This window comes from Formosa bonchosmolovskayae, assembly GCF_051016085.1.
GTDB lineage: Bacteria > Bacteroidota > Bacteroidia > Flavobacteriales > Flavobacteriaceae > Formosa.
Genome location: NZ_CP174605.1, coordinates 440,530 through 463,707, shown reverse-complemented (window position 1 = coordinate 463,707; position 23,178 = coordinate 440,530). Strand labels below are relative to the sequence as shown.

The 23,178-nt window shown below is 34.6% G+C and carries 21 protein-coding genes, 1 tRNA gene and 1 pseudogene; 5 read left to right on the top strand and 18 right to left on the bottom strand.

Going from position 1 to position 23,178, the window contains the following annotated elements; translation table 11 throughout:
- Positions 1-13 precede the first annotated feature (13 nt).
- The 9 genes and pseudogenes from ACKC83_RS01820 to ACKC83_RS01780 all read right to left on the bottom strand — a co-directional run bounded on the left by ACKC83_RS01820 (position 14) and on the right by ACKC83_RS01780 (position 7,340).
- Positions 14-298 (bottom strand): GIY-YIG nuclease family protein, encoded by a 285-nt coding sequence (locus ACKC83_RS01820; protein ID WP_038531711.1) that lies wholly within the window; start codon positions 296-298, stop codon positions 14-16.
- Positions 299-340: 42 nt separating this feature from the next.
- Positions 341-1,522 (bottom strand): tryptophan synthase subunit beta, encoded by a 1,182-nt coding sequence (gene trpB, locus ACKC83_RS01815; protein WP_434037751.1) that lies wholly within the window; start codon positions 1,520-1,522, stop codon positions 341-343.
- 51 nt (positions 1,523-1,573) lie between these two features.
- A pseudogene (locus ACKC83_RS01810) lies at positions 1,574-2,149 on the bottom strand (phosphoribosylanthranilate isomerase); the annotation flags it as partial.
- A 23-nt stretch (positions 2,150-2,172) separates the two neighbouring features.
- The gene (gene trpC, locus ACKC83_RS01805) at positions 2,173-2,958 is read right to left on the bottom strand and encodes an indole-3-glycerol phosphate synthase TrpC (RefSeq protein ID WP_434036825.1); all 786 of its coding nucleotides are present in this window, start codon (positions 2,956-2,958) and stop codon (positions 2,173-2,175) included.
- A gap of 4 nt (positions 2,959-2,962) precedes the next feature.
- Entirely contained in the window at positions 2,963-3,955 is a 993-nt protein-coding gene (gene trpD, locus ACKC83_RS01800) for an anthranilate phosphoribosyltransferase (protein WP_434036824.1), read from the bottom strand.
- Between the two features lie 2 nt (positions 3,956-3,957).
- Complete coding sequence (locus ACKC83_RS01795; protein WP_414035183.1) at positions 3,958-4,524, bottom strand: anthranilate synthase component II; 567 nt, start codon at positions 4,522-4,524, stop codon at positions 3,958-3,960.
- An 11-nt stretch (positions 4,525-4,535) separates the two neighbouring features.
- Positions 4,536-5,939: an anthranilate synthase component I family protein gene (locus ACKC83_RS01790; protein ID WP_434036823.1), complete on the bottom strand. Its 1,404-nt coding sequence runs from the start codon at positions 5,937-5,939 to the stop codon at positions 4,536-4,538.
- 296 nt (positions 5,940-6,235) lie between these two features.
- Positions 6,236-6,802 carry a YceI family protein gene (locus ACKC83_RS01785; RefSeq protein ID WP_434036822.1) on the bottom strand — a complete coding sequence of 189 codons (567 nt, stop codon included), beginning with the start codon at positions 6,800-6,802 and terminating at the stop codon, positions 6,236-6,238.
- Between the two features lie 82 nt (positions 6,803-6,884).
- On the bottom strand, positions 6,885-7,340 hold the full coding sequence (locus ACKC83_RS01780) for a MarR family winged helix-turn-helix transcriptional regulator (protein WP_434036821.1): 456 nt from the start codon (positions 7,338-7,340) through the stop codon (positions 6,885-6,887).
- Between the two features lie 304 nt (positions 7,341-7,644).
- On the opposite strand from ACKC83_RS01780, the gene ACKC83_RS01775 reads away from it, so the two are divergent.
- Positions 7,645-7,959, top strand: coding sequence for a rhodanese-like domain-containing protein (locus ACKC83_RS01775; RefSeq protein WP_434036820.1), 315 nt, complete (start codon positions 7,645-7,647; stop codon positions 7,957-7,959).
- 9 nt (positions 7,960-7,968) lie between these two features.
- Positions 7,969-8,364: a rhodanese-like domain-containing protein gene (locus ACKC83_RS01770; RefSeq protein ID WP_434036819.1), complete on the top strand. Its 396-nt coding sequence runs from the start codon at positions 7,969-7,971 to the stop codon at positions 8,362-8,364.
- Between the two features lie 131 nt (positions 8,365-8,495).
- Here the strand turns inward: ACKC83_RS01770 and ACKC83_RS01765 are convergent, their stop codons facing one another.
- From ACKC83_RS01765 to ACKC83_RS01735, 7 genes are all read right to left on the bottom strand, one after another.
- Positions 8,496-8,987 (bottom strand): DUF192 domain-containing protein, encoded by a 492-nt coding sequence (locus tag ACKC83_RS01765; RefSeq protein WP_434036818.1) that lies wholly within the window; start codon positions 8,985-8,987, stop codon positions 8,496-8,498.
- 5 nt (positions 8,988-8,992) lie between these two features.
- Complete coding sequence (gene lgt / locus ACKC83_RS01760; RefSeq protein ID WP_414035190.1) at positions 8,993-9,919, bottom strand: prolipoprotein diacylglyceryl transferase; 927 nt, start codon at positions 9,917-9,919, stop codon at positions 8,993-8,995.
- Between the two features lie 99 nt (positions 9,920-10,018).
- Positions 10,019-10,240, bottom strand: a complete 222-nt coding sequence (yidD, locus tag ACKC83_RS01755; protein ID WP_382384663.1) for a membrane protein insertion efficiency factor YidD — start codon at positions 10,238-10,240, stop codon at positions 10,019-10,021.
- A 49-nt stretch (positions 10,241-10,289) separates the two neighbouring features.
- On the bottom strand, positions 10,290-11,774 hold the full coding sequence (gene cysS, locus ACKC83_RS01750; protein WP_434036817.1) for a cysteine--tRNA ligase: 1,485 nt from the start codon (positions 11,772-11,774) through the stop codon (positions 10,290-10,292).
- A gap of 12 nt (positions 11,775-11,786) precedes the next feature.
- Entirely contained in the window at positions 11,787-12,464 is a 678-nt protein-coding gene (gene folE / locus ACKC83_RS01745; protein ID WP_434036816.1) for a GTP cyclohydrolase I FolE, read from the bottom strand.
- Between the two features lie 159 nt (positions 12,465-12,623).
- Entirely contained in the window at positions 12,624-14,147 is a 1,524-nt protein-coding gene (locus ACKC83_RS01740) for an OmpP1/FadL family transporter (RefSeq protein ID WP_434036815.1), read from the bottom strand.
- 28 nt (positions 14,148-14,175) lie between these two features.
- A complete protein-coding gene (locus ACKC83_RS01735) occupies positions 14,176-15,273 on the bottom strand; it encodes a hypothetical protein (protein WP_434036814.1) in 1,098 nt (365 codons plus the stop codon).
- 29 nt (positions 15,274-15,302) lie between these two features.
- Between ACKC83_RS01735 and proS the strand changes: the two genes are divergently transcribed.
- The 3 genes from proS to rpsT all read left to right on the top strand — a co-directional run bounded on the left by proS (position 15,303) and on the right by rpsT (position 17,303).
- Positions 15,303-16,781: a proline--tRNA ligase gene (gene proS, locus ACKC83_RS01730; protein WP_434036813.1), complete on the top strand. Its 1,479-nt coding sequence runs from the start codon at positions 15,303-15,305 to the stop codon at positions 16,779-16,781.
- A gap of 172 nt (positions 16,782-16,953) precedes the next feature.
- Positions 16,954-17,025 (top strand) — tRNA-Glu (locus ACKC83_RS01725).
- A gap of 26 nt (positions 17,026-17,051) precedes the next feature.
- Entirely contained in the window at positions 17,052-17,303 is a 252-nt protein-coding gene (gene rpsT / locus ACKC83_RS01720) for a 30S ribosomal protein S20 (protein ID WP_434036812.1), read from the top strand.
- Between the two features lie 890 nt (positions 17,304-18,193).
- Here the strand turns inward: rpsT and ACKC83_RS01715 are convergent.
- Positions 18,194-19,159: a T9SS type A sorting domain-containing protein gene (locus ACKC83_RS01715; protein ID WP_434036811.1), complete on the bottom strand. Its 966-nt coding sequence runs from the start codon at positions 19,157-19,159 to the stop codon at positions 18,194-18,196.
- Positions 19,160-19,521: 362 nt separating this feature from the next.
- Complete coding sequence (locus ACKC83_RS01710) at positions 19,522-23,178, bottom strand: AAA family ATPase (RefSeq protein WP_434036810.1); 3,657 nt, start codon at positions 23,176-23,178, stop codon at positions 19,522-19,524.

Genomic DNA, 23,178 nt, shown 5'->3' with positions numbered 1-23,178 from the left:
TTTAATGTTTTATTTAGATATATTCTGAAAGATCTTTCCAATCTGGATTCAATCCATTAATTAAATTTATTTTCCATTCTCGGTTCCACTTTTTTAATTGGCGTTCTCTTTTTATGGCGTTATTTATATATTTCGTAGTTTCAAAATAGACTAATTTATATACATTATATCTTCCTGTAAAGGTTTTTATACTGTTGTTTTTATGTTGAATTAATCTTACTTTTAATTGTTTTGTACGACCTATATATAGGACGGTATGGTTTTTATTGGTTAATATGTAAACGTAATAAACATGCATAAAAAGGTGATGAGATTTCCGCCTACGCGGAAATAAAAAAATCTAGATTTTAAAATAATCAATATAGTTCTGTAAATCCTTATCACCACGACCAGATAAACTTAATACAACGACCTCTTCTGGATTGAATTTTCTGTTTTTAAATACAGCCAAAGCATGAGAACTTTCAATCGCAGGAATAATACCTTCTAACTTACAAAGTTCCATTCCAGCGTTCATGGCTTCATCATCTGTTATCGAGATAAATTCTGCACGACCAGTAGCAAATAAGTTAGCATGCATTGGGCCAACACCAGGATAATCTAAACCAGCAGAAATAGAATACGGTTCAGTAATTTGTCCGTCGTCGGTTTGCATGAGTAAGGTTTTACTTCCGTGAATAATACCTTCTCTTCCTAAAGCTGAGGTTGCTGCACTTTCGCCAGAATCTACGCCTAAACCAGCCGCTTCTACAGCGATTAAATTAACATCGGTTTCATCTAAATACTGGTAAAAAGCACCTGCAGCATTACTACCACCACCAACACAAGCAATAACATGGTCTGGTTTAGTACGGCCTTCTTTTTCTTGTAATTGCCATTCCATTTCTTGAGACACTACAGATTGAAAACGTGCTACCATATCCGGATAGGGATGAGGTCCAACAACACTTCCAATAATATAATGCGTATCTACCGGATTATTAATCCAATCGCGAATCGCTTCGTTAGTCGCATCTTTTAACGTACGACTACCGGATAATGCCGGAATAACAGAGGCGCCTAACATTTTCATACGTGCAACGTTTGGAGCTTGTCTAGCGATATCTATTTCACCCATATACACAATACATTCTAAGCCCATAAGTGCACAAACCGTTGCCGTTGCCACACCATGTTGTCCAGCACCCGTTTCGGCAATAATACGTTTCTTACCTAAGCGATTAGCCATTAAAATCTGACCGATAGTATTATTAATTTTATGTGCACCTGTATGGTTTAAATCTTCACGTTTAAGATAGATTTTAGTATTGTATTTTTCGCTTAATCGTTTTGCGAAATATAGCGGAGATGGTCTCCCAACATAATCTTTTAGTAACTGGTCGAACTCTTCTTTAAATGAAGGTTCTGCCATAATTTTTAAATAGTTTTGGCGTAACTCTTCAACGTTAGGATATAGCATTTCCGGGATGTAAGCACCTCCAAATTCGCCATAATATCCTTTCTCATTTACATTGTAACTCATGGTATGTTGTTTTGCAGCTAGGTTGCTAAATAATTGCTTTTTAAATTGTTCTAAACGTTCAAAATCTTTGAGACCTGGCTCGATTTCAAATTTACTATTTACATCAATGGCATAACAATATTTTGATGCTTTACTTGTTGAAAATTCTAAAATAGGTTCTATTTCAGAATCTCCAATGCCTCCACTTAAAAAATATGGTTTTGTTGAAGGATACTGTTCTAGAATATTCCAGTTGAAAGTATATCCATTCCCGCCAGGAAGTTTTCCTTTTGTATCGAAAAGGAAATAATCGCATACGGTTTCAAATGGTTCTAAAACATCAAAATTAAATTCGTCCTTGATGGAAAATACTTTGATGATTTCAATATTTGGGAGCTGTTCCTTTATCGTTTTACAATAGTCCACCGCTTCCTCTCCATGAAGTTGAACAGCTTGTAAATTGTTTTTTAGAACAGTTGTGACTATGGTGTCTGCCGAAGCATTAACAAAAACTCCAACTTTCTTAATCGCTTTTGGAACGTTTGGAATCTCTGTACTAATTAACCGTGCCGACTTATCGTAAAAAATAAACCCGAGATAATCTGGCTGTAGACTAGCTATAGCTTTTATGTTATCGGGGAATTTCATGCCACAAACTTTTAGTTTCATAACTATTGGTTTAAGGCGTTTATAAATGCGGTTGCGCTTGCTCCTGCATTATCTGTTTTCATAAAATTTTCACCAATTAAGAATCCTTTATAACCATACGGTTGTAGTATTTTAATGGCTTCGATATTACTAATACCGCTTTCAGACACTTGTACAAAATCGTTAGGAATTAATGTGCTTAACGCTTTACTAATCTCTAATGAGACTTCAAACGTTTTTAAATTTCTATTGTTTACACCAAGCATGTCTATACTAGGCATTATCGACTTATGAAGTTCTTCTTCGTTATGCACTTCTAAAAGCACATCTAGATTTAAGCTTTTCGCTAATTCTGAAAACGTTTTAATTTCCTCACGCGTTAAAATAGCAGCGATAAGTAAAATTACATCTGCACCGTAAGCTTTAGCTTCAATAATTTGATAGGTGTCTATGATGAATTCTTTACGGAGTAATGGCAAATTACAATTCGCACGCGCGGTAAGTAAATCGTCTAAACTTCCTCCAAAATATTTACCATCGGTTAAAACAGACATCCCGCAAACTCCAGCATCTTCGTAACCTTTTGCAACATCAAACACATTTAAATTGTGGTTGATGACCGATTTTGAAGGAGATCTTCTTTTGTGTTCTGCAATTATACCACTAGAACTTGCTTTTAAGGCTGTTGCTAAAGAATTTGTAGTTCGTGTAAATAATATAGATTGCTCTAATTGCTTTACAGGAATAAGCGATTTTCTTAAAGCAACTTCTTTGCGTTTATCGGCGACAATTTTATCTAAAATATTCATAGTATTATGCACTTAAATCTACTAATGTTTTGAATCGTTTTAAGGCTTCTCCAGATTGTAAAGATTCCTTAGCAGCGGCAAAACTATCGGTTATCGATGTGTCTTTTACCGTTTTTATGGCCATAGCGGCATTTGCGCAAACCGTATTGTTTTGAGCTTCTGTTCCGTTTCCTTGGAGAATATTCATAAAAATATCTGCTGCATCTTTAATGGTATCGCCTCCAAAAATATCTGATTGTTTTATTTTTTGTACTCCGAAATCTTCAGGAGATAACATGGTTTCAGAATGATTGGAAATGACTTTTGTTTCACTGGTTAACGAAATTTCGTCGTATCCATCTAAAGCGTGTAGAATGGTAAAATTCTTGTCTGTTTTCTGATATAAATAACCGTATAGTCTGGCTAATTCTAAATTAAAGACACCAACCAATTGGTTTTTTGGAAACGCAGGGTTAACCATTGGCCCTAACATATTAAAGAACGTTTTTACGCCTAATTCTCTACGAATTGGAGCAACATTTTTCATAGCTGGATGAAATAGAGGCGCGTGCAACACACAAATGCCCGCTTTTTCTAAACTGTTTTCTAAGAAGCCAGCATCGTTAGTGAATTTAATTCCTAAATGTTCCATAACGTTACTAGAACCAGAAATGGAAGAGACTCCGTAATTTCCGTGTTTCGTAACATGTACGCCTGCTCCTGCAGTAACAAAAGAAGCTAATGTAGACACGTTAAATGTGTTTTTCCCGTCACCTCCAGTACCGCATAAATCTATAGTGTTATAACCGGATAAATCTACCGCCAAGCATAACTCTAAAAGCGCATCTCTAAAACCTTCTAACTCGTCTGTAGTAATGCTACGCATCATATACACCGTTAAAAATGAGGCAATCTGACTTTGGTTATATTCACCATGAGAGATGTTGACTAGCACACGTTTTGCTTCTTCTTTCGAGATGTGCTCATCGTTTATAAGTCTGTTAAGTATCTGTTTCATAATTAACTATTTATCCAGTTTTTAAGCATTTGTTTTCCGTTAGGTGTCAACACCGATTCTGGGTGATATTGAACCCCACGAACATCGTAAGTTCTGTGACGTAGCGACATAATTTGTCCGTTTTCATCGAAAGACGTCGCTTCTAGTACATCTGGTAATTTATTAGATACGACCCAGGAATGATAGCGCCCCACAGGGAAGGTCTTGTCGAAACCATCAAATAGTTTTTCGTCGTCTACACATAACGTGACATTTGTAGCTACACCGTGATACACATTATCTAGGTTTTCAATGCTTCCACCAAAAACTTCGGCCATTGCTTGCTGTCCTAAACACACGCCTAAAATACTTTTAGTTGGTGCGTATGTTCTAATAATTTCTTTTAATAATCCAGCTTCATCAGGAATTCCTGGGCCGGGAGATAATACAATTTTATCGAAATTTGCAACCTCGTCTAAATCAATTTTATCATTTCGTTTTACGGTAACTTGGCATCCTAAATCTTCTAAATAGTGCACCAAATTGTAGGTAAAACTGTCGTAATTATCTATAACTAATATATGTTTCATTTTGTACACTATTAAATATTTTTAGCTAAATCTATAGCCTTGGTTAAAGCACCTAGTTTATTGTAAACTTCTTGTAATTCGTCTTCTGGTTTCGATTTAGAAACGATTCCTGCTCCCGCTTGCCAGTGTAGTTTATGGTCTTTACTTAAAAACGTTCTAATCATGATTGCATGATTAAAGTTTCCGTTAAAATCCATAAACCCGATTGCTCCTCCGTAAAATTCACGACTAGTTTTTTCGTATTTTTCAATCAGTTGCATCGCTTTATGTTTAGGTGCCCCACTTAATGTTCCGGCAGGGAAGGTGTCGGCAACCACTTGCATAGTGATGGTATCGGCATGTTTTTTACCAATAACTTTACTTACTAAGTGAATGACGTGCGAAAAGAATTGTACTTCGCGATACGTATCTACAGTTACTTGGCTTCCGTGACGACTTAAATCGTTTCGTGCCAAATCGACAAGCATGACATGTTCGGCATTTTCTTTATCATCTTTTGCTAATTTTTTAGCAAGTTCGGCATCTTGTTCATCATTACCCGTACGCTTAAAAGTTCCTGCAATAGGGTGAATTTCGGCATTACCATCTTGTACAACCAATTGTGCTTCTGGAGAACTTCCAAAGATTTTAAAGGTGCCGTAATCAAAATAGAATAGGTAAGGAGATGGGTTAATACTTCTTAAGGCGCGATAAACATTAAAGTCGTCTCCCTTAAATTCTTGAGAGAATTTTTTAGATAAAACCAATTGAAAAACATCGCCTCTAGCACAATGTTGTTTGGCTAAAACCACATTCTTTTTATATTCTTCGTCTGTTAAGTTGGAAGCAATATCGTCTTCTGGAGTAAATTGGTAGGTGGCGAATTGATTTGACTTTATAAGCTGATTTAAATCATCGATATTATTCTCGCCATCGTAACAATGTGCAAAAATATAAGCTTCGTTATTAAAATGATTTATCGCGATTATGTTTTGGTATACGGCATAATATATATCTGGAATACCTAAAACCTTATCTTTTTTAGTAATAACGATATCTTCAAAATAGCGAACGGCATCATACCCTATATATCCAAAAATACCATTATTTATAAATTTAAACTCTTCATTCTCGTCTGTTTTAAAACGTTTGGTAAAGTTGTGAATTTCTTCGGTAACCATACCACGTTCTGTAATAGGTTGAGAAATGATTTCACCATTAGGAAACTCTTGAGTAATCGTTTCGTTTTGGACTTTTATTGAGGCAATCGGATTACAGCAGATGTACGAGAAACTGTTATCGTTAGCATGGTAATCGCTACTTTCAAGTAAAAGGCTATTAGGGAAACGATCTCTAATTTTTAAATAAATACTTACCGGTGTAATAGTATCGGCTAGTATTTTTTTGTAGTGTGTTGTGAGTTTAAATTGTTTCATTTTTTTGTAATAAAAAAAGGCTTGTCGTGAATGACAAGCCTTGTTATTTTGAGTTTAAAATATACAATAGGTTTAGTTCACGAAGATTGAATTTCGAGAGCTCCACCACCAAGTAATATTTAAATTTGTGTTCAATTCTTTAATTATTTGATTCAAATATAGGAATGTAAATTTAGTTATCAAATTTTTTTAGAAGAAATTTAAAAAGAGAATTCCTGTAGGTTTGTAAAGTAATACATAACACCACAGGAATTTAACTCATTCACACACTGTAACTAACAATTGAATTAGGAATGTTAGAATTTTAAAGACACATTTACATCAAATTCGTTATAAATGGCCTTGTCTTGTAAGTCGTCGAAAAAACTCGCCGAACCGTATCTAATACCGTATTTTGTTCTATCTATTTTAAAAGATGCTTTTGCCGAATCTTCTGCAACAGTCATGTTAAACGTTATTGGCTTTGTAATGCCCTTTACGGTTAAGTCTCCTGTTACTGTATAATCTGTACCTTGCCCTTTTACCTCGGTAAATTTTAATGTAGCTGTTGGATATTTTTCTGTTCCAAAGAAATCATCGCTTTTTAAGTGACCATCTAATTTCGCTTTAGATTTACCTTCAAGGTCGGTGGTGTTAATAGATGTCATATCCATAGTGAATTCACCTCCAACTAATTGTTTGTCGTTAAATTCTAGAGTTCCATCTTTAAGTGTAAGGGTACCATCATGTTGTCCTGTAACTTTATGTCCAGTCCAAGTAATCTGACTTGCTTTTACGTCTACTTTCTGTGTTTTTAATGTAGCGAACGATGCAAATGTTATCGCTAAAACTAATAACATTGCGCTTTTAAGGGTGTTTTTCATCTTTGATCTATTTGTGTTTGGTTACTATTTATAATGGGTTATTAATACTCTAGTTTTTCTGAGTTGCTTTTTGGTAGGCCAATTACGAGCGTAATTTGGTCAGTAAATAATTTAAGTTTTCTAGTTCTTCTACAGATAAATTAGATGTTATATCGTCTTCGGCCTTATCTATTTTTGGATCAATATCGTGTAATAATTTAAGCCCCGATTCTGTAATAAATATGTCTACTTTTCTTCTGTTCTTTTCGCAAGTGAACCGCTCCACATATCCTTTTAAAATAAGCTTATCGACTAAACGCGTGGTATTACTCATTTTATTAATCATGCGATCCTGAATATCTTGAAGATTTGCAGGACTTCCCTTTTTTCCTCGTAAAATGCGTAGTACGTTAAATTGTTCGTTAGAAATGTCGAAGCTTTTTAAAACAGGGTGCGTCATCTCTTTTATCCAAATAGCAGAGTATGCGATATTTAATACCGTTTTTCTATTTAATGGAATAGGTTGACTTGTTTTAAGGATGTCTTCTAACTGTTTCATGTACAATAATTGTATATACAAATGTATAGCAGAATGTGATTTAAATGTATATACTTTTATATAAATTTATGTTAAAGGTTACAAATGACTTCTTTGATTATGGAGTAAATCATACTTAAAACAGTATTTATGTATATTGCTATAGTAGTAGAGCGTACCGGACTAGGACAGGGAGCGCACGAATTAATAGTGATTGGGGATCTTAAATTTTTGAATAAAAAGAATCGAATATGTAAGACTTCGGGATTTTATTCGATTATGTATTAAAGAAATTATAAATTTGTAACCAAAACTATATACTATTATGGCAGATTTAACACAAGAAGAATGGGTAGAGCAGTTAGCGAACGATAGCAATGCTGTGATTTTAGATGTTCGTACAGACGATGAAGTAGATCAAGGATTTATCCCAAACTCTAAACATATCGATTTCTATCTAGGACAAGAATTTGTAAATAAGGTAGACGAACTAGATAAGAGTAAGAATTACTATGTGTATTGCCGTTCGGGAGTAAGAAGTGGTAAAGCTTGTGAAATAATGGATCAGTTAGGAATCGAAAATTCGTATAATTTATTAGGCGGATTTAATGAGTGGGACGGGGACGTTGCAGAGCGCTAAAAATAATAGATGAAAAAAATAAGTATACTAATTTGCTTTATATTACTGGTGTTAACATCATGTAATCACCAAAACAAAGGTGTGATTGAAGCCATTACTGTAGAAGAAATGCAATCACTAATACATTTAGACGATGTGCAGTTGGTTGATTTAAGATCTAAAAAAGATCGGCTTTTGCAAGGGTATATCGAGAACTCACAACATATCGATTTTAATTCTGATACGTTTGAATCTGATATCGAGAATTTAGATAAATCAAAACCTGTCGCATTGTATTGTAACTCTGGAAAACGAAGTGCAGAATGTGCAGAAAAATTAATAGAAGCTGGTTTTGTTAAGATCTTCGATTTAAAAGGAGGTGTATCCGAATGGAAACACAAAGGCAAAGAACTGGTGCTAGATTAGATTTTATACTGTCTAGTAATACAAAAAAAAGCAGGATTAAATTATTTCTAATTTAATCCTGCTTTTTTTTATATCAATATCTGACGGTATTTTAAGACCTGCTAACACAACGACTTGATCGCCGATTAATATTACTTGGTAAACGCAATAGAATCTCCTTCTTTTAGTTGCCAAGCGTCGGCTAAACCTGCATTCACTTCTAAAACATACATTGCAGGTTTATGCGATAGTACAGTAGTTTCGTCCATGGGTTTAGCATTTCTCGCAATGGTTACTATGGTTTTATTTGCTCCGATATAAATAATATCTAATGCAAATTGTGTATTTTTCATATAGAATCCGCGTGGTTCTTCATCAGGAAATATAAATAACATAGCATTTGTGTCTTCCATAGAGGATCTGTACATTAATCCTGTTTCACGATCGTATTCTGTATCGGCAATTTCAATATTTAGCGTTTTTACTATAGAGTCGGTTTTAGCCTTGTATAGCTGTAATTCACCTTCTTTCTGGAATGAAATTTCGGTAGGTGCAATGTTTGCTTTTTTATCGTCTTTGCAAGAGGTGCTTAATATGCAAATAGCACATACACAAACTAAAAATTTAATCGACTGCTTAATCATAATATTTAGGCTTTTTTAGATGTTCCTTTATAGACAAACATAAAGTAGAATCCAACAATTATAAATGGTATACTTAACCATTGTCCTGTGTTTAAGGCCCATGTTGCACGCTCGTCTACTTGTGCTTCTTTTACAAATTCTACAAAGAATCTAATGGTCCATAGTAATACTAAAAACAGTCCGAAAAAGAAACCAGGATTGTCTTTTTTATTGGTTTTAGTGTATAGCACCCATAGGATTAAAAAGACAAATACATAACAAGCAGCTTCGTATAATTGTGCCGCATGTCTGTAAGGGACAGCATCTAATAAGTTCTGAAATTGCGGATTGTGTGCAATAGCGTTATAAGCGCCTTTAGGATCTTTTATTCCTGTAAGTTGTACAGCCTCTCGTTTACTATATTCATCTTGAATAAAACGAACACCTAAATTAGAATCTGTTACTTTTCCAATAATTTCTGAATTGATAAAGTTTCCAATTCTAATAAAAATCGCACCTAGAGATACCGGAATAACAATGCGGTCTAAAATCCACATTAACGATTTGTAATTGTATTTCTTTCTATATAAATACATTCCTATAATAATACCAATAGCGGCACCGTGACTTGCCAAACCTTGAAATCCTGTAAATTCTAAAGTAGGATTTGTTCTAATAGGTAAGAAAATACTAAGAAAATCGTCCTTAAATAATTCAGGTTGGTAAAATATTACATGGCCTAAACGTGCACCAATCATAGTGGCTAGAACGGTGTAGATAAATAATGGATCTAAATATTCTAAAGAAACCTTTTCTTTTTCATAAATACGTTTCATAACGTACCATCCTAAAAGAAACGCGGTAACCCACATTAAACTGTAAAAATGAAGTTGGAAATTACCAATGATTTCAATTCCTGAAGTAGGATTCCAATCGAATTTTAAAAAGTGCATAGTATTTAGTTTTCAATGCGTAAATATAGACATTTGCACAAGGATTAAAAAAGAATAGCGTGTTAAGGACTATTAAAATATAGGATTTGAAAGAATAATTTAAGGAACAGGATCGTAACCAGAACCACCCCACGGATTACAGCTTAAAATACGCTTTATGCTTAACCAACCGCCTTTTATAAGGCCATGTTTTGTAAGCGCATCTTTAGTGTAGTGCGAACATGTTGGATGGTATCTGCAAGACGCAGGTGTTAATGGAGATATAAGGGTTTGATATATCTTTATTAAGAATAGGAAAGGAGCTATTAATAACCGTTTCATAGTGATATAAAAAACGGACAAGTAAAAAATGCTTGTCCGTGTTAAGTGTTTAATTTGTCGAGAATGATGTACCGTCCTTACCGTCGTTTAGCTGAATACCAACGTTTGCAAGTTCGTCCCGAATTTTATCTGATAAAGCAAAGTCTTTATTTGCTCGTGCTTCTTGACGTAATTTTATAAGTAAATCTACAGCTCCAGTTAATTTGTCTTCTCCTGTATCTGTTTGAGATCCGTGAACTAAACCTAAAATATCAAATGTAAAGGTGTTCATGGTATCTTTTAATTCCTGTAAGTCTGATGCGGTAAGCGTTGCTTTTCCGTCTTTTAATTGATTGATAAGCTTAACGCCTTCAAATAAATTCGCAATTAATATAGGCGAATTAAAATCGTCGTTCATCGCATCGTAACACTTCTGTTTCCATTCTGAAATGGTTATTGAAGATGTGCCACTCGCTTTAAGTGTCTCTATATCTGAAATCGCATCCATTAATCTGTTAAACCCTTTTTCACTGGCTAACAATCCGTTATTCGTAAAATCTAAAACACTACGATAATGAGCTTGTAACATGAAAAAACGAGCCACACTTGCACTAAAAGGTTGCGTGATGTTTTTGTTTTCTCCAGTGAAAATTTCTTCAGGAAGAATGTAATTTCCTGTAGATTTAGCCATTTTTTTACCATTCATGATTAGCATATTGGCGTGCATCCAATAGTTAACAGGTGTTTGGTGATTGCAGGCTTCTGCTTGAGCAATTTCGCATTCGTGGTGTGGGAATTTTAAATCCATACCGCCTCCGTGAATATCAAAATGTTCTCCAAGATATTTAGTACTCATCGCTGTACATTCTAAGTGCCAACCTGGAAAACCGTCGCTCCAAGGCGAAGGCCAACGCATTATATGCTGTGGTTCTGCTTTCTTCCAAAGTGCAAAATCTTGAGGATTTTTCTTATCTGTTTGGCCATCTAAAACACGTGTATTGTGAATTAGATCTTCAACGTTTCGTTTACTTAATTTACCATAATTGTTGGTTTCATTAAATTTTAAAACATCGAAGTACACAGAGCCATTAACTTCGTACCCAAACCCATTATCGATAATCGTTTTTATTAATTCGATTTGTTCAATAATGTGTCCTGTTGCCGTAGGTTCTATACTTGGCGGTAGAAAGTTGAATTTATTTAATATGTTATGGAAGTCTACCGTATAACGTTGAACCACTTCCATAGGTTCAATTTGCTCTAAACGTGCCTTTTTAGCAATACGGTCTTCGCCTTCGTCTGCATCATTTTCTAGATGTCCAGCATCCGTTATATTACGAACGTAGCGTACTTTGTAACCTAAATGTTTTAGGTAACGAAAAATGGTGTCGAAAGACATAAACGTTCTCACGTTTCCTAGATGCACATTGCTGTACACTGTAGGTCCGCAAACATACATTCCAACATTACCGTCGGTTATAGGGGTGAAAACTTCTTTTTTCCCTGAAAGTGAATTGTAAATTTTAATGCTTTGTTGCTTGTATAGCTGAGGCATGTTTTTGCTGATTTAAAATTGCGTCTCTAATTTAATGTACTCGATGAACTCTCTACGCGTGTCCTTTTCTTTAAATTTTCCTCCGAATTCGGCGGTAACGGTGCTACTTTCTATATCTCTAATACCACGCGCATTTACACATAAATGTTTAGCATCTATAATACATGCTACATCTTCTGTACCTAAAACAGCTTGTAATTCTTTTACAATTTGCATGGTTAATCGCTCCTGAACTTGAGGACGTTTCGCGTAATAATCTACGATACGATTCATTTTAGATAAACCTACAACATTTCCTTTAGAGATGTAAGCGACATGTGCTCTACCTACAATTGGTAAAAAATGGTGCTCGCAAGTAGAGTATAGGGTGATGTTTTTTTCAACTAACATCTCACCGTATTTATACTTATTGTCGAAAGTAGACGCTTTTGGTTTGTTACTAGGGCTTAAACCGCTAAAAATTTCTTTTACGAACATTTTAGCAACACGATTTGGAGTCCCTTTTAAACTGTCATCGGTTAAATCTAACCCTAATGTTTCCATAATTTGGCGAACATTTCCGTTTATAGATTTAATTTTTTCTTCATCCGAAAGTTTAAAAGCATCTGTAACCATTGGTGTGTCTGTAGCACTTCCAATATGGTCGTCTCCATAAGCGTCAAACTCTTCTATATTATTATCAAATTTCATTTTCTAAAAAAATAATATTATTTTAATCTGCAAATATAAGTAATTCAGTTTTCTTTAAGTTTGAATTGGCTAACTTATTAATTGCTGTTTGCCAGTCAAAAAGAAACAGGTCTGCATTCAAGTAGAAAACAGACCTGTTTTAGATATTTTAAGTCGGCTTTATAAAGCGAAACTTACAGAAAATGTTAAACTCGATATTTTGGTATCTAATGACGTTGCGTCTGTTAAACCTACATTATAAAGTTGATATTCTGAGTCGCGTTGCGTTTGGTCGAAAGTAACATCTAATTTTGTAGTCCCAATACTGTAACCTAATCCAACAGAATAGCCAGTTAAATCGCCAATGGTTTCTCCGTTTTTATACGGACTCTCTTCAAAGCGGTATCCGCCTCTAAAGCTAAGTTGTTTTAATCTGTATTCTCCACCTACAGCGAAAGACGAAGCACCTACTAATTCGTCACTAATAATTTGGTTTTGCGTATCAAAGTGTGAATTGTGCTCTGGTTTGAATTTTGAATTTCCGTAGTCTTTATATGCATAGTCGAAACTAATTAATCCGCTACTTCCAAAAATATAAGCCAAACTTCCAGACAGTTTACCTGGGGTTCTTAATTTGTATTCTGGATGTATATTAATAATTCTAGGATCTACAATTTGAGTAATATCTCTTCCTGCTTCTGTTCTAACGGTAGAAATATACTGAGTAGTCTCTTCTTCAATCGTATACCAGGTAGGCGAGTTGTAAGTGAATCCGACTCTTAAATTATTGGTTGCTTTGTAAATTGTTCCAACTTGGAATGAAAATCCGCCACCAATAGTAGATAAAGTGTTTTCAAAATCTACTTGCTTCACCAAAGAGTTGAAATTAGAATTAGCTTCTTCCAAGTAGGTATAGCGATCGTAATTTATAAAATGAGTATTTAAATTAAGTCCTAAATATAATCTGTCGTTTACTTGAGAGGCGAAATTTACAGCAATTTTACCGTTGTATCCTGTTGCAGAATAAATATAGTGCTGATTGAATGTTCCTGGAGCAATATTGGAAGTGTATTCTGTATTGTCGTCTTCGAAGCTATTAGGTTGTAATATATAAGATTCGTATCCTAAATACGCCTGTTGATTTTCTGAACCGTAAAATTTTCCTATTTCAGAATAGGCTTGAGAGATTGTCTCATTAGATAAGGCCGAAATTTGATCTAAACGTTTTCCTTGTGCGTTCGATAAAAAATACCCGTCAATAGAATTGGTGTTTATGCCGTGTGAAGCCCAATCGTCTTTAAAATCTTGAGTTTTGTCATAGGTAATTGCCAAAGTGAATTTTTCGAAAGAACTATTCATATTTGGATTGTAGAACACGAAAGCTGTTCCTATTTGAGTGAATTCTGTAAACGAATGAGAAAAAGAATCCTGTCCGTTAAAAAACTGAGTGTCATTGTCTACATTTATATTGGTTAACGAGACCGACATAAATGTGTTATTAAATACTGCCGATCCTGCTGGGTTAAGGCTAGTCGCCGACAAATCGCCTCCTAATGCACCAAAAGCACCACTTAAGGCTCTAAATCTTGCAGATCCTACTATGTTATCTTGAGAATATCGAACGGCGTCAGTTATGTCTTGAGCATAAAAAGCAGGCACTGTAAAGATGCCTGCTAGAATAAAAACTATTATTTTAAAATTCATTATAAAAATTATGTTTTTTAATTATTTACTATCTACCACCGCTTCTTGATGATCTTGTGCTTGATCCTGAAGATCTTGAACTGCTAGAAGATGATCGTGTTGGCGTCGAGTAACTTCTGTTGCTACTTGAAGACGATCGGGTACTGCTATTGTAAGAACGGTTACTGCTATTGCTGTTATAACTAGGTTGCGTTCTACTATAAGTATTCGAATTGTTCGCTCTGGTAGAATTATAATTTCTACTTGTACGTGAGGTTTGGTACGATCTTCTAGTCGTACTATTAGATGTATTCGTTCTAGACTGACTATTTCTAGTTAGGTTTTGATATCGACTACTGCTATTATTTGTAGATACTTTGTTTCTGGTAGAACTATAACGTGTACTGTTTAAATATCTGTTATTAGAATTATAAGCTAAACCTCTTCTGTAGCCCATATTATTTCCTCGGTATCCATTGTGGTAATAACCGTGGTTCCAATATCCAGGATATCCCCAGTAACCACCGCCACCGTAGCCCCAGCCATAACCCCAGCCTCCGCCGTAGCCCCAACCTCCATAATAAGGAGGATAATAACCACCGCCCCAGCCCCAGAAAGGTCTGTTCCAGCCAGCATAACCCCAACCATAGCCGTATCCATAACCAAATCCGCCACCATACATAAACGGATCGTTATTATAAATAGTTACAGAAACACCATCTGTTTCCTGTCCCCATCCACCATAACCGTCGTAATCGTTTTGGTTTGTATAGGTATCTGTATAAGCATTACTTTGGTATGTTTCTACATCTGTAAATACAGAATCTTGTTCCATCTCGGCATTATAACTTTCAATTTCTTGATTTTTATCTTTGAAGTAGTTTTTATAATACACATTTTCTGCAGTGTCATAATCGTCGTATACCACAACTCTGTTGTTAGGAGTGCCGTATATTCCATCGTTATTTTGCTGTGTATAATAACCTTGAGAACTTCCACATGATGAAAGCACAAGCAAGCTACAAAGCATTATAAAAAATGGAGCCTTTTGTCTTAATGTATCTTTATATCTCATATCGGGAGTGAATTTATTGTTGAACATAACAAAAATAGTTAGTTTTGCTGAACTATTTAATGTATTTAACATAGTGGCAATATTTATGCCACAACTAAGATATGAGTAAAAAACTTACAAAAAGAGCAGAAGACTACTCCAAATGGTACAATGAATTGGTAGTAAAGGCTGATTTAGCTGAGAATTCAGCAGTTAGAGGATGCATGGTTATTAAACCATATGGTTATGCTATTTGGGAAAAAATGCAAGCCGAATTAGATCGAATGTTTAAAGAGACAGGGCATCAAAATGCATACTTTCCACTATTTGTGCCTAAAAGTTTATTTGAAGCTGAAGAGAAAAATGCAGAAGGTTTTGCAAAAGAATGTGCCGTAGTGACACATTATAGATTGCAAAACGATCCTGACAATCCTGGAAAATTACGTGTAGACCCAGAAGCAAAACTAGAGGAGGAGTTGGTTGTTAGACCTACCAGTGAAGCTATTATTTGGAATACCTATAAGGGATGGATTCAATCGTATAGAGATTTACCGTTGTTAATTAACCAATGGGCAAATGTTGTACGTTGGGAAATGCGTACCCGTTTATTTTTACGTACTGCCGAATTTTTATGGCAAGAAGGGCATACAGCTCATGCTACCGAAGCAGAAGCTATTACGGAAGCGGAGTTAATGAATAATGTCTATTCTAACTTTGCAGAAAACTTTATGGCTATTCCTGTTATAAAAGGTTTAAAAACGGAAAGCGAGCGTTTTGCGGGAGCGGTAGAAACCTATTGTATTGAAGCACTAATGCAAGACGGAAAAGCATTGCAAGCAGGAACGTCTCACTTCTTAGGTCAGAATTTTGCAAAAGCATTCGATGTTAAATTTACTTCTAAAGAAGGAAAGCAAGATCACGTTTGGGCAACATCTTGGGGAGTATCAACTCGTCTTATGGGGGCTTTAATCATGACACATAGTGATGATCATGGTTTGGTATTACCTCCTAATTTAGCGCCAAACCAAGTGGTAATTGTTCCTATATATAAGACCGACGAACAATTTGATGAGGTTTCTGAAGTGGCTAATACAATTATGAGTGACCTAAGAGCCAGAAACATTTCTGTAAAGTATGATAATCGTACAACCTTTAGACCAGGTGCCAAATTTGCACAACATGAATTACAAGGCGTGCCATTGCGAATTGCGATAGGACCTAAAGATCTTGAGAATGGTACTGTGGAGTTGGCAAGACGTGATACCTTAACTAAAGAAGTTGTGGCATTAGATGCGCTTGCCGAAGTTGTAGAAGGGTTAATGACTACCATACAGAACGATCTTTATAAAAAGGCATCCGATTTTAGAGCAGAACACACTACTAAAGTGGATACTTTCGAGGAATTTAAAGATGTTTTAGAAAAAACTGGAGGTTTTATTTTAGCGCATTGGGATGGGACAAATGAGACCGAAGACAAGATAAAAGAGATTACTAAGGCTACAATACGTTGTGTTCCAGAAGATTCGGTAGAGGAGTCTGGGGTGTGTGTGTTTAGTGGAAAGCCGTCTAACAGACGTGTGTTATTCGCAAAAGCCTATTAATTTTAATTTTTTTTCAAAAAACTTTCATTTGTTGTTGTGACATTCAAAAAAGGTTGTATATTTGCACCCGCAATGGGATAATTGTTAACAACAAATCACATTGAAAGTTTTTTGAAAAAATGTTTTGCAAATAAGAAATTAAGTTTTATATTTGCACACTCAAAAAAATAATGGCCCGTTCGTCTATCGGCTAGGACGCCAGGTTTTCATCCTGGTAAGAGGGGTTCGATTCCCCTACGGGCTACAATCATTTAATAAGAAAAGATCAAAATGGCAAATCATAAGTCATCGTTAAAAAGAATTAGAAGTAACGAAGCTAAACGTTTAAGAAATAAATATCAGCATAAAACGACTCGTAATGCTATTAAGAGATTACGTGATGCTGAAACAAAGGAAGATGCACAAGCGTTATATTCTAACGTAGTATCTATGATCGATAAGTTAGCGAAGAAGAATATAATTCACGTTAACAAAGCGGCAAACCTTAAATCTGGTTTATCAAAGCATATCGCTACTCTTTAAGACATTTAGTTATATAATAACAGAAAGCTTCTCAGAAATGAGAGGCTTTTTTGTGTTTAATAGATTTCTAAAGACCGACAGTAATATTTAGAAGTTAAGGTGGGGACGTATTAAACTAAACATGGTATCTCTGCTATTGGCCTACGGTTTTGAATTAATCAGTATTACAGTGCAAAGGGATCTAAAAGCCCTTATAAATGCAAATTTGAGGTTCTTTTATATTCGGTTAAATAGTGGTGTAATTAAGTGTAATTGCATTTACAATAGTATAAGGTGATACATCTTATATTTTTTTGTTCTCGACTCCGCTCGAACACCCTGAAGAAACAAGTGTTTTACTATTTTTATCTTACATATAACCTTTTGAGATTGCTTGGATATTTTTTAATAAAATAATGTAATGTTTGTTTTCGTTCTCGACTCCGCTCGAACACCCTGTATAGATAAGACGTTTTGTTGTATTTTATCTCATGCATAACTTTTGAGATTACTTCGATATTTTTTAATAAAATAATGTCTGTATTTGTTCTCGACTCCGCTCGAACACCCTTTAGAGATAAGACGGTTTGCTGTTTTTATCTCACATATAACCTTTTTGAGATTTGTTTAAATAAGCAATATGGTGCATATTTTTGTTCTCGACTCCGCTCGAACACCGTGGAAGAACAAAGTGGTCTATTGCTTTTTAGTACATATATAACTTTTGAGATTAAGCCCTGCATAAATGTTGTATAAAAATTGTAAAAGGAAGTTCAGGGGTAGTTAAAACCAATATGCCTTTAAGCCGTCAAATTGAAATAAAAAAAATCTCAGATTATTTAAATCTGAGATTTTTAGTTTTAAGAGTGATCTACTTTAAAAGTGTGGATACTCTTTATTTGTGAATTTGGTTACTCAATAATAACGCGTTTGCTTGCAGACGTTCGGTCTGCTCCAATAACTTTAAGAATATAGATACCTGAAGCCATTTCAGAAACATCTATTGCACTATTAACTAAATTTGAAGTAGAAAGTACTCGTGATCCAATGACATTGTATAATTCTACTGAATCTATTTTAGTTCCGTTTCCTGATGAAATGTTAATGCTTGAACTTGCAGGGTTAGGGAATACTTTTAAGTTAGATGCGAATTCATTCTTGTTAATAGATAACGTTTCTCCTTCATTCGTTAATTGAACAGAATAAATAAACGTTTCGTCTTCACCGGCAGACCACGTATATTCTTTATCGTCTACAGGAGGCGTTGTAGCTCTACCAATACCTCTAAAAAGTAGTGCGATACTAGTCTCGTCTCCACTTTGGAAATCTATTTCATAAAAGTGACGATCTTGATCGCCTGGATACGATCTAATTTCTGTTACTATATTATTTGCAGGTAATTCGGCAACCGTAATATCTGAATACCCAAAACCACTTTGAGGCGCAGCTTTTGGATCTACATCAGCATCGTAATATTGAACAGTGTAATCATCAGAATACCCAGAACCCTTAAGAATTCTTATTTCTATTTGGCTTGGTTCATTTGCCTCATCTCCTTTAGAGTTCACTCTAGCTTCATAAGTAAGCTTGTAGTTTCTACCTGGGATTACAGCAACTTCTTGGTACATTAAATCAGATTCAAAATCATCAAATTTAATAGCGCGTTTAGTTGTTTCTTTTTCTTCATCGGTTAAACCTGTGGTTGAGTTTTCCGCTTGGTCTCCTAAATCTTTGTTTATCCATTGCGAACATGAGCAATCAGAACCAGAGCTTTTTTCTATTTGGTTTAAATTCCCATTTTGGATAGTTGGTTGCTCATTTTGAGCAAATACAGATAATGATGCCACTAGGCATAGTGAAAGTAAAGTTTGTTTCATAGTTTTTGATTTTAAAAGTTATGATATTTGTTTTTTTTTGATTGGATAACCAATCTGGTTAACCAAATATATAAAAAAAAGTAATGCAATCATTTTTTATTTTTAAAATCGTAATAAAACATATAAAATTTATTGAATTTGATAGATTAATCCGATTTGTAATACGAGTATGATAAATTATTAACGGATATCGGTATTTATTACAAAATCCCGTCACTGCTGGCATGAGAGACCGTTTCGTGTTGTTTAAAACAGTTAAGTTGTTGCTAATGAGTTGTAAGTGATTGTTTTTTTACTTTGTAAAAAAAATCTCAAGCGGCAGGTCACTTGAGATTTTAGTTCCATATTAAAACTATTTTACACTATACAATTTGCACTGTACTTACACCATTACTTTTCTTAGTAATTTGAACTTGCGTTGGAATACGTTCTTTTAAATTTTCGACGTGAGAAATAATCCCGATTAATTTGCCTTGAGATTGTAATGTTTCTAAAGTAGTAATTACAGTTTCTAAGGTGTTGTTATCTAAAGTTCCGAAGCCTTCATCAATAAATAAGGAATCTATTTTAACGTTTTTACTCGCCAAATCCGATAATCCTAAAGCCAGAGCTAAACTTATTATAAATTTTTCTCCACCACTAGAGGTATCAACTAGTCGCATTTGATCTGTTTGGTAATGATCTATTAAATTAAAATTAAGCTCTTCCTTTGGTTTATAGTCAGCTTCCATTTTTAACGAATAACGCTTATTTAAATTGTAAAGATGAACGTTGGCAAGATCTAATAAATGTTTCAAGGTTAAACGCTGTACGTACACATTAAATGCATCCTTAGAATTTCCTATTAATTTAAATAAGGAGCGCCAGATGTTACATTCTTTTTCTTGGTCGGCTATTTTTTTATAAATGCTCTGATTTCGGTTTCTAATTTCTTGATCTTTTCTAAATGCTTCCTTAATCTGACCTTTGGCCGTAGAAAACCCATCCCGTTTTGCTTTTAATTCGCTTAATGCCGATTTACTTTCTGCTTCCGAAATTTCAAAGTTTTTAGCAAGTTTTAATTTTTCTAAGGCTTTTTTATGTTCGCCTTGTAGTGTTTTTAATTTAAGCTGATTCTCCTGTAATCGTTGCTTCGCTTGCGTAAGCCTTTGTTTGTCTTCTGGGTTTAGAAGGGCTTTTTCTATTTCTTCTTTGCTTAAGAAACTGCTGTCTTTTAACTGGGATTTTAGAGTCGTGTCTAGGACTAATTTTTCTTTTGCTAAAGTTTCTAGCTCGGTTACATGCGATTTTAGTAAGGTTTCTTTTTCTCGTCTTAGATCTAAAAGATTTTGTAATTCTTTTTTAGAGGATTCAAGTGTTTTAGTTAATTGAGTAACGGCGTCCGATAATTGCATTCTTTTGCCTTCTACGGTGATTTCAATAGGTAAAATAGCAATACGATCTACCTTTATTTTTTCGGATTTTAGTCTACTTTCTTCTAAAGCTTTTGTGTATTCTTTTTCAGAATTGATATGCGCCAGCATCTGCTTATCCAGATGTTCCAATGAAGCGTTAGTGATATTGATTTTTCCTTTAAGTGCTTCTAGGTCTTTTAGAGTGCTATTGAAATGGCCTATTTCTTTTTCTAAGTCTGCAATAAAGGTGTTTATGCGATCTATTTCCGGTAATTTATAGTCGAATTTAGATAATCTCGAAATTAAATCTTGTTCCAGAGCGGTGGTTGTCTGAGTTAATAAGGTCATAGATTTTTGCCTGTGATTAATTTCTTCATTAGCATTTTTAATCGTTTCACTTAGCGTTGCATCTTTTGTTTTTAAACTTTCAATCGCTGCTTTTAATGTATCACGTGTTTTAGATAAACCGTCTTTTTTAGATTGTAATTTCTGCGTAGCTGTTATGGTTTCGTCTAAAGCGTTTAAAGTGTTTTTACATGTATTTAACGCTGCGTTTATTGTTTCTAAATCGGTTAATTCACAATGTAATGCTAACGATTTTGCTTTTAACTGAAGTGTTGCAATATCTGCACTAATGGTTTTTATTTGAGCGGTGTAATTCTCAATTTGTGTTTGTAACGCGACTTCTTTTTTCTCTAAAGTAGATTTAGACGCCGTTAGGGTGTCTAAGTGTGCACGTCGTTTTTGTACTTCTAAATCAGATTTAGATACACCAGCAGTGTCCATGTGTTCTGCAAACGGATGTTCTGTAGAACCACATAATCCACATGGTTGTCCAGGTTTTAAATGCTTCCGATCGGTTTCGTATTTAGCTATGCTTTTCTCTAATTCTAATATTTTTTCGGCATCGTTAACTGCCGTGTTTTGTACCGCTATTTGCTTAGTTAAGGTTTCTAATTCTGTTTGAAACTGTTTTAACTCTAAGCGTTGTTTTTGCTTGTTAGCTGTGTGTTTTTGTAAACTAGCGGTTTCTTTTAACGCGTCTTCGGCATAGTTTTTAAACTGTTTCCAATTGGATTCCGTTTTAGACGTTTTATCTTTTTTAGATATTAAATCGGATAATTTATGTTTATCTAACTCAAGAGAAATAGAATGTATGTCTTTGGTTATCCTTTCAATTTCGAATTCAGATTTTTTAAGTAAGGTTTTGTTTTTGTCTAATTCTGAAGTCGTTAATGCAATAGTTTTTTTCTTGTTAGTAATAAAATCAGCATGCTCACTCAACGTGTTTTTAGAACTCTTTAAAGTGGATAATTTTGATGCCCAATTAGATAATTCGGCGTCCACTTCTACTAAATATTTGCTCTCAGAAACAAACCGTGCTTTGGTTTTAAGTTCTGATTCGGTTAGTGCTAAAGCTTTAGAATCTTCAAATTGTTCCTTTTTAGTCGTGTTAATCTCTAGTTTTAAGGAGTCTAATTTTTTTTCAGATTTTAATTGATCTTCCGTTTCTACTTTTAGTGCACTATCTAACTTTGTAATGATGTCAAATTTAGGTTGCCAGTCGTTAAATTCTTTTTTAGCGACTTCTAACAATGCGTTTTGTTTTGTGCTTAATGTTTCTAAAGCTTCAACTTTAGGCTTTAGTGCAGTGACTTCTGCTTGCAGTTTTTCTAATTGGTTTGCTTTCTCGGTGCTGTGTTTTTTATTCGTATTAAAATTCTGAATGAGTTCTTTAAATGGTTCCGCTTTTTCATTTAAGTCTAATAACTCAAATTCCTGTTTGTTTTTTTCAAAATGACTTGAAATAATAGTCGCATGTTCCTCAAGTTGTTTAGACTGAACTGCTAATTCTTCAGATTTAACATACCAAGTTACTATCTGTTGCAATGCCTCTAATTTGCTTTCAGATTCTTTTAATTGAGTATCGAGCGCTTTATCTCTTTCGTTTAAATCGTTTTTAGCCTCATCGGTTAATACATCATCTGCATTAATCTTAGCTTGGATCTCTTTTAATTTGTTTTCTTCTAAAGATCTGCGCTCTAAAATGCCTTGTCCGATTTTTTTATAAATCTCTTCGCCTGTAATTTGCTCTAAAAGCTTTCCTTTTTCTGTGCCTTTAGCCGATAAAAATGAAGCAAATTCGCCTTGAGCAAGCATAACAGATCGTAAAAACTGACCGTAATCTAATTGTGTCACCGTTATGATGTCGGCAATAACAGCGCGTTTTTGTGACGATAAAATGGTGTTTGTGGTTAGATTCTTTAAACTCACTTCTTCCTGCGGATTGGCATACGGGCGCCCTGTAGTAGGGTGCGCTAAACGCATTTGCCAGGAGGCTTCGTAAATGACATTTTCGTTTTCGAAAGTGACACGACTAAAAGCATGGTTGGCACCGTGACTTACAACATCTAGTAATGTTCCTTTAGAATTGTTAAATCGAGGTACACTGTGGTATAAGGCGATAGTAATAGCATCTAAAATAGTGGTTTTTCCTGCACCAGTAGATCCTGTGATGGCGAATAAACCTACATCTTTAAAACGGTCGTCTTCAAAATTTATAATGCTTGGCGTATCCGATTTTAAAGAATTTATATTCTGTAATTCTATTTTTAAAATTTTCAT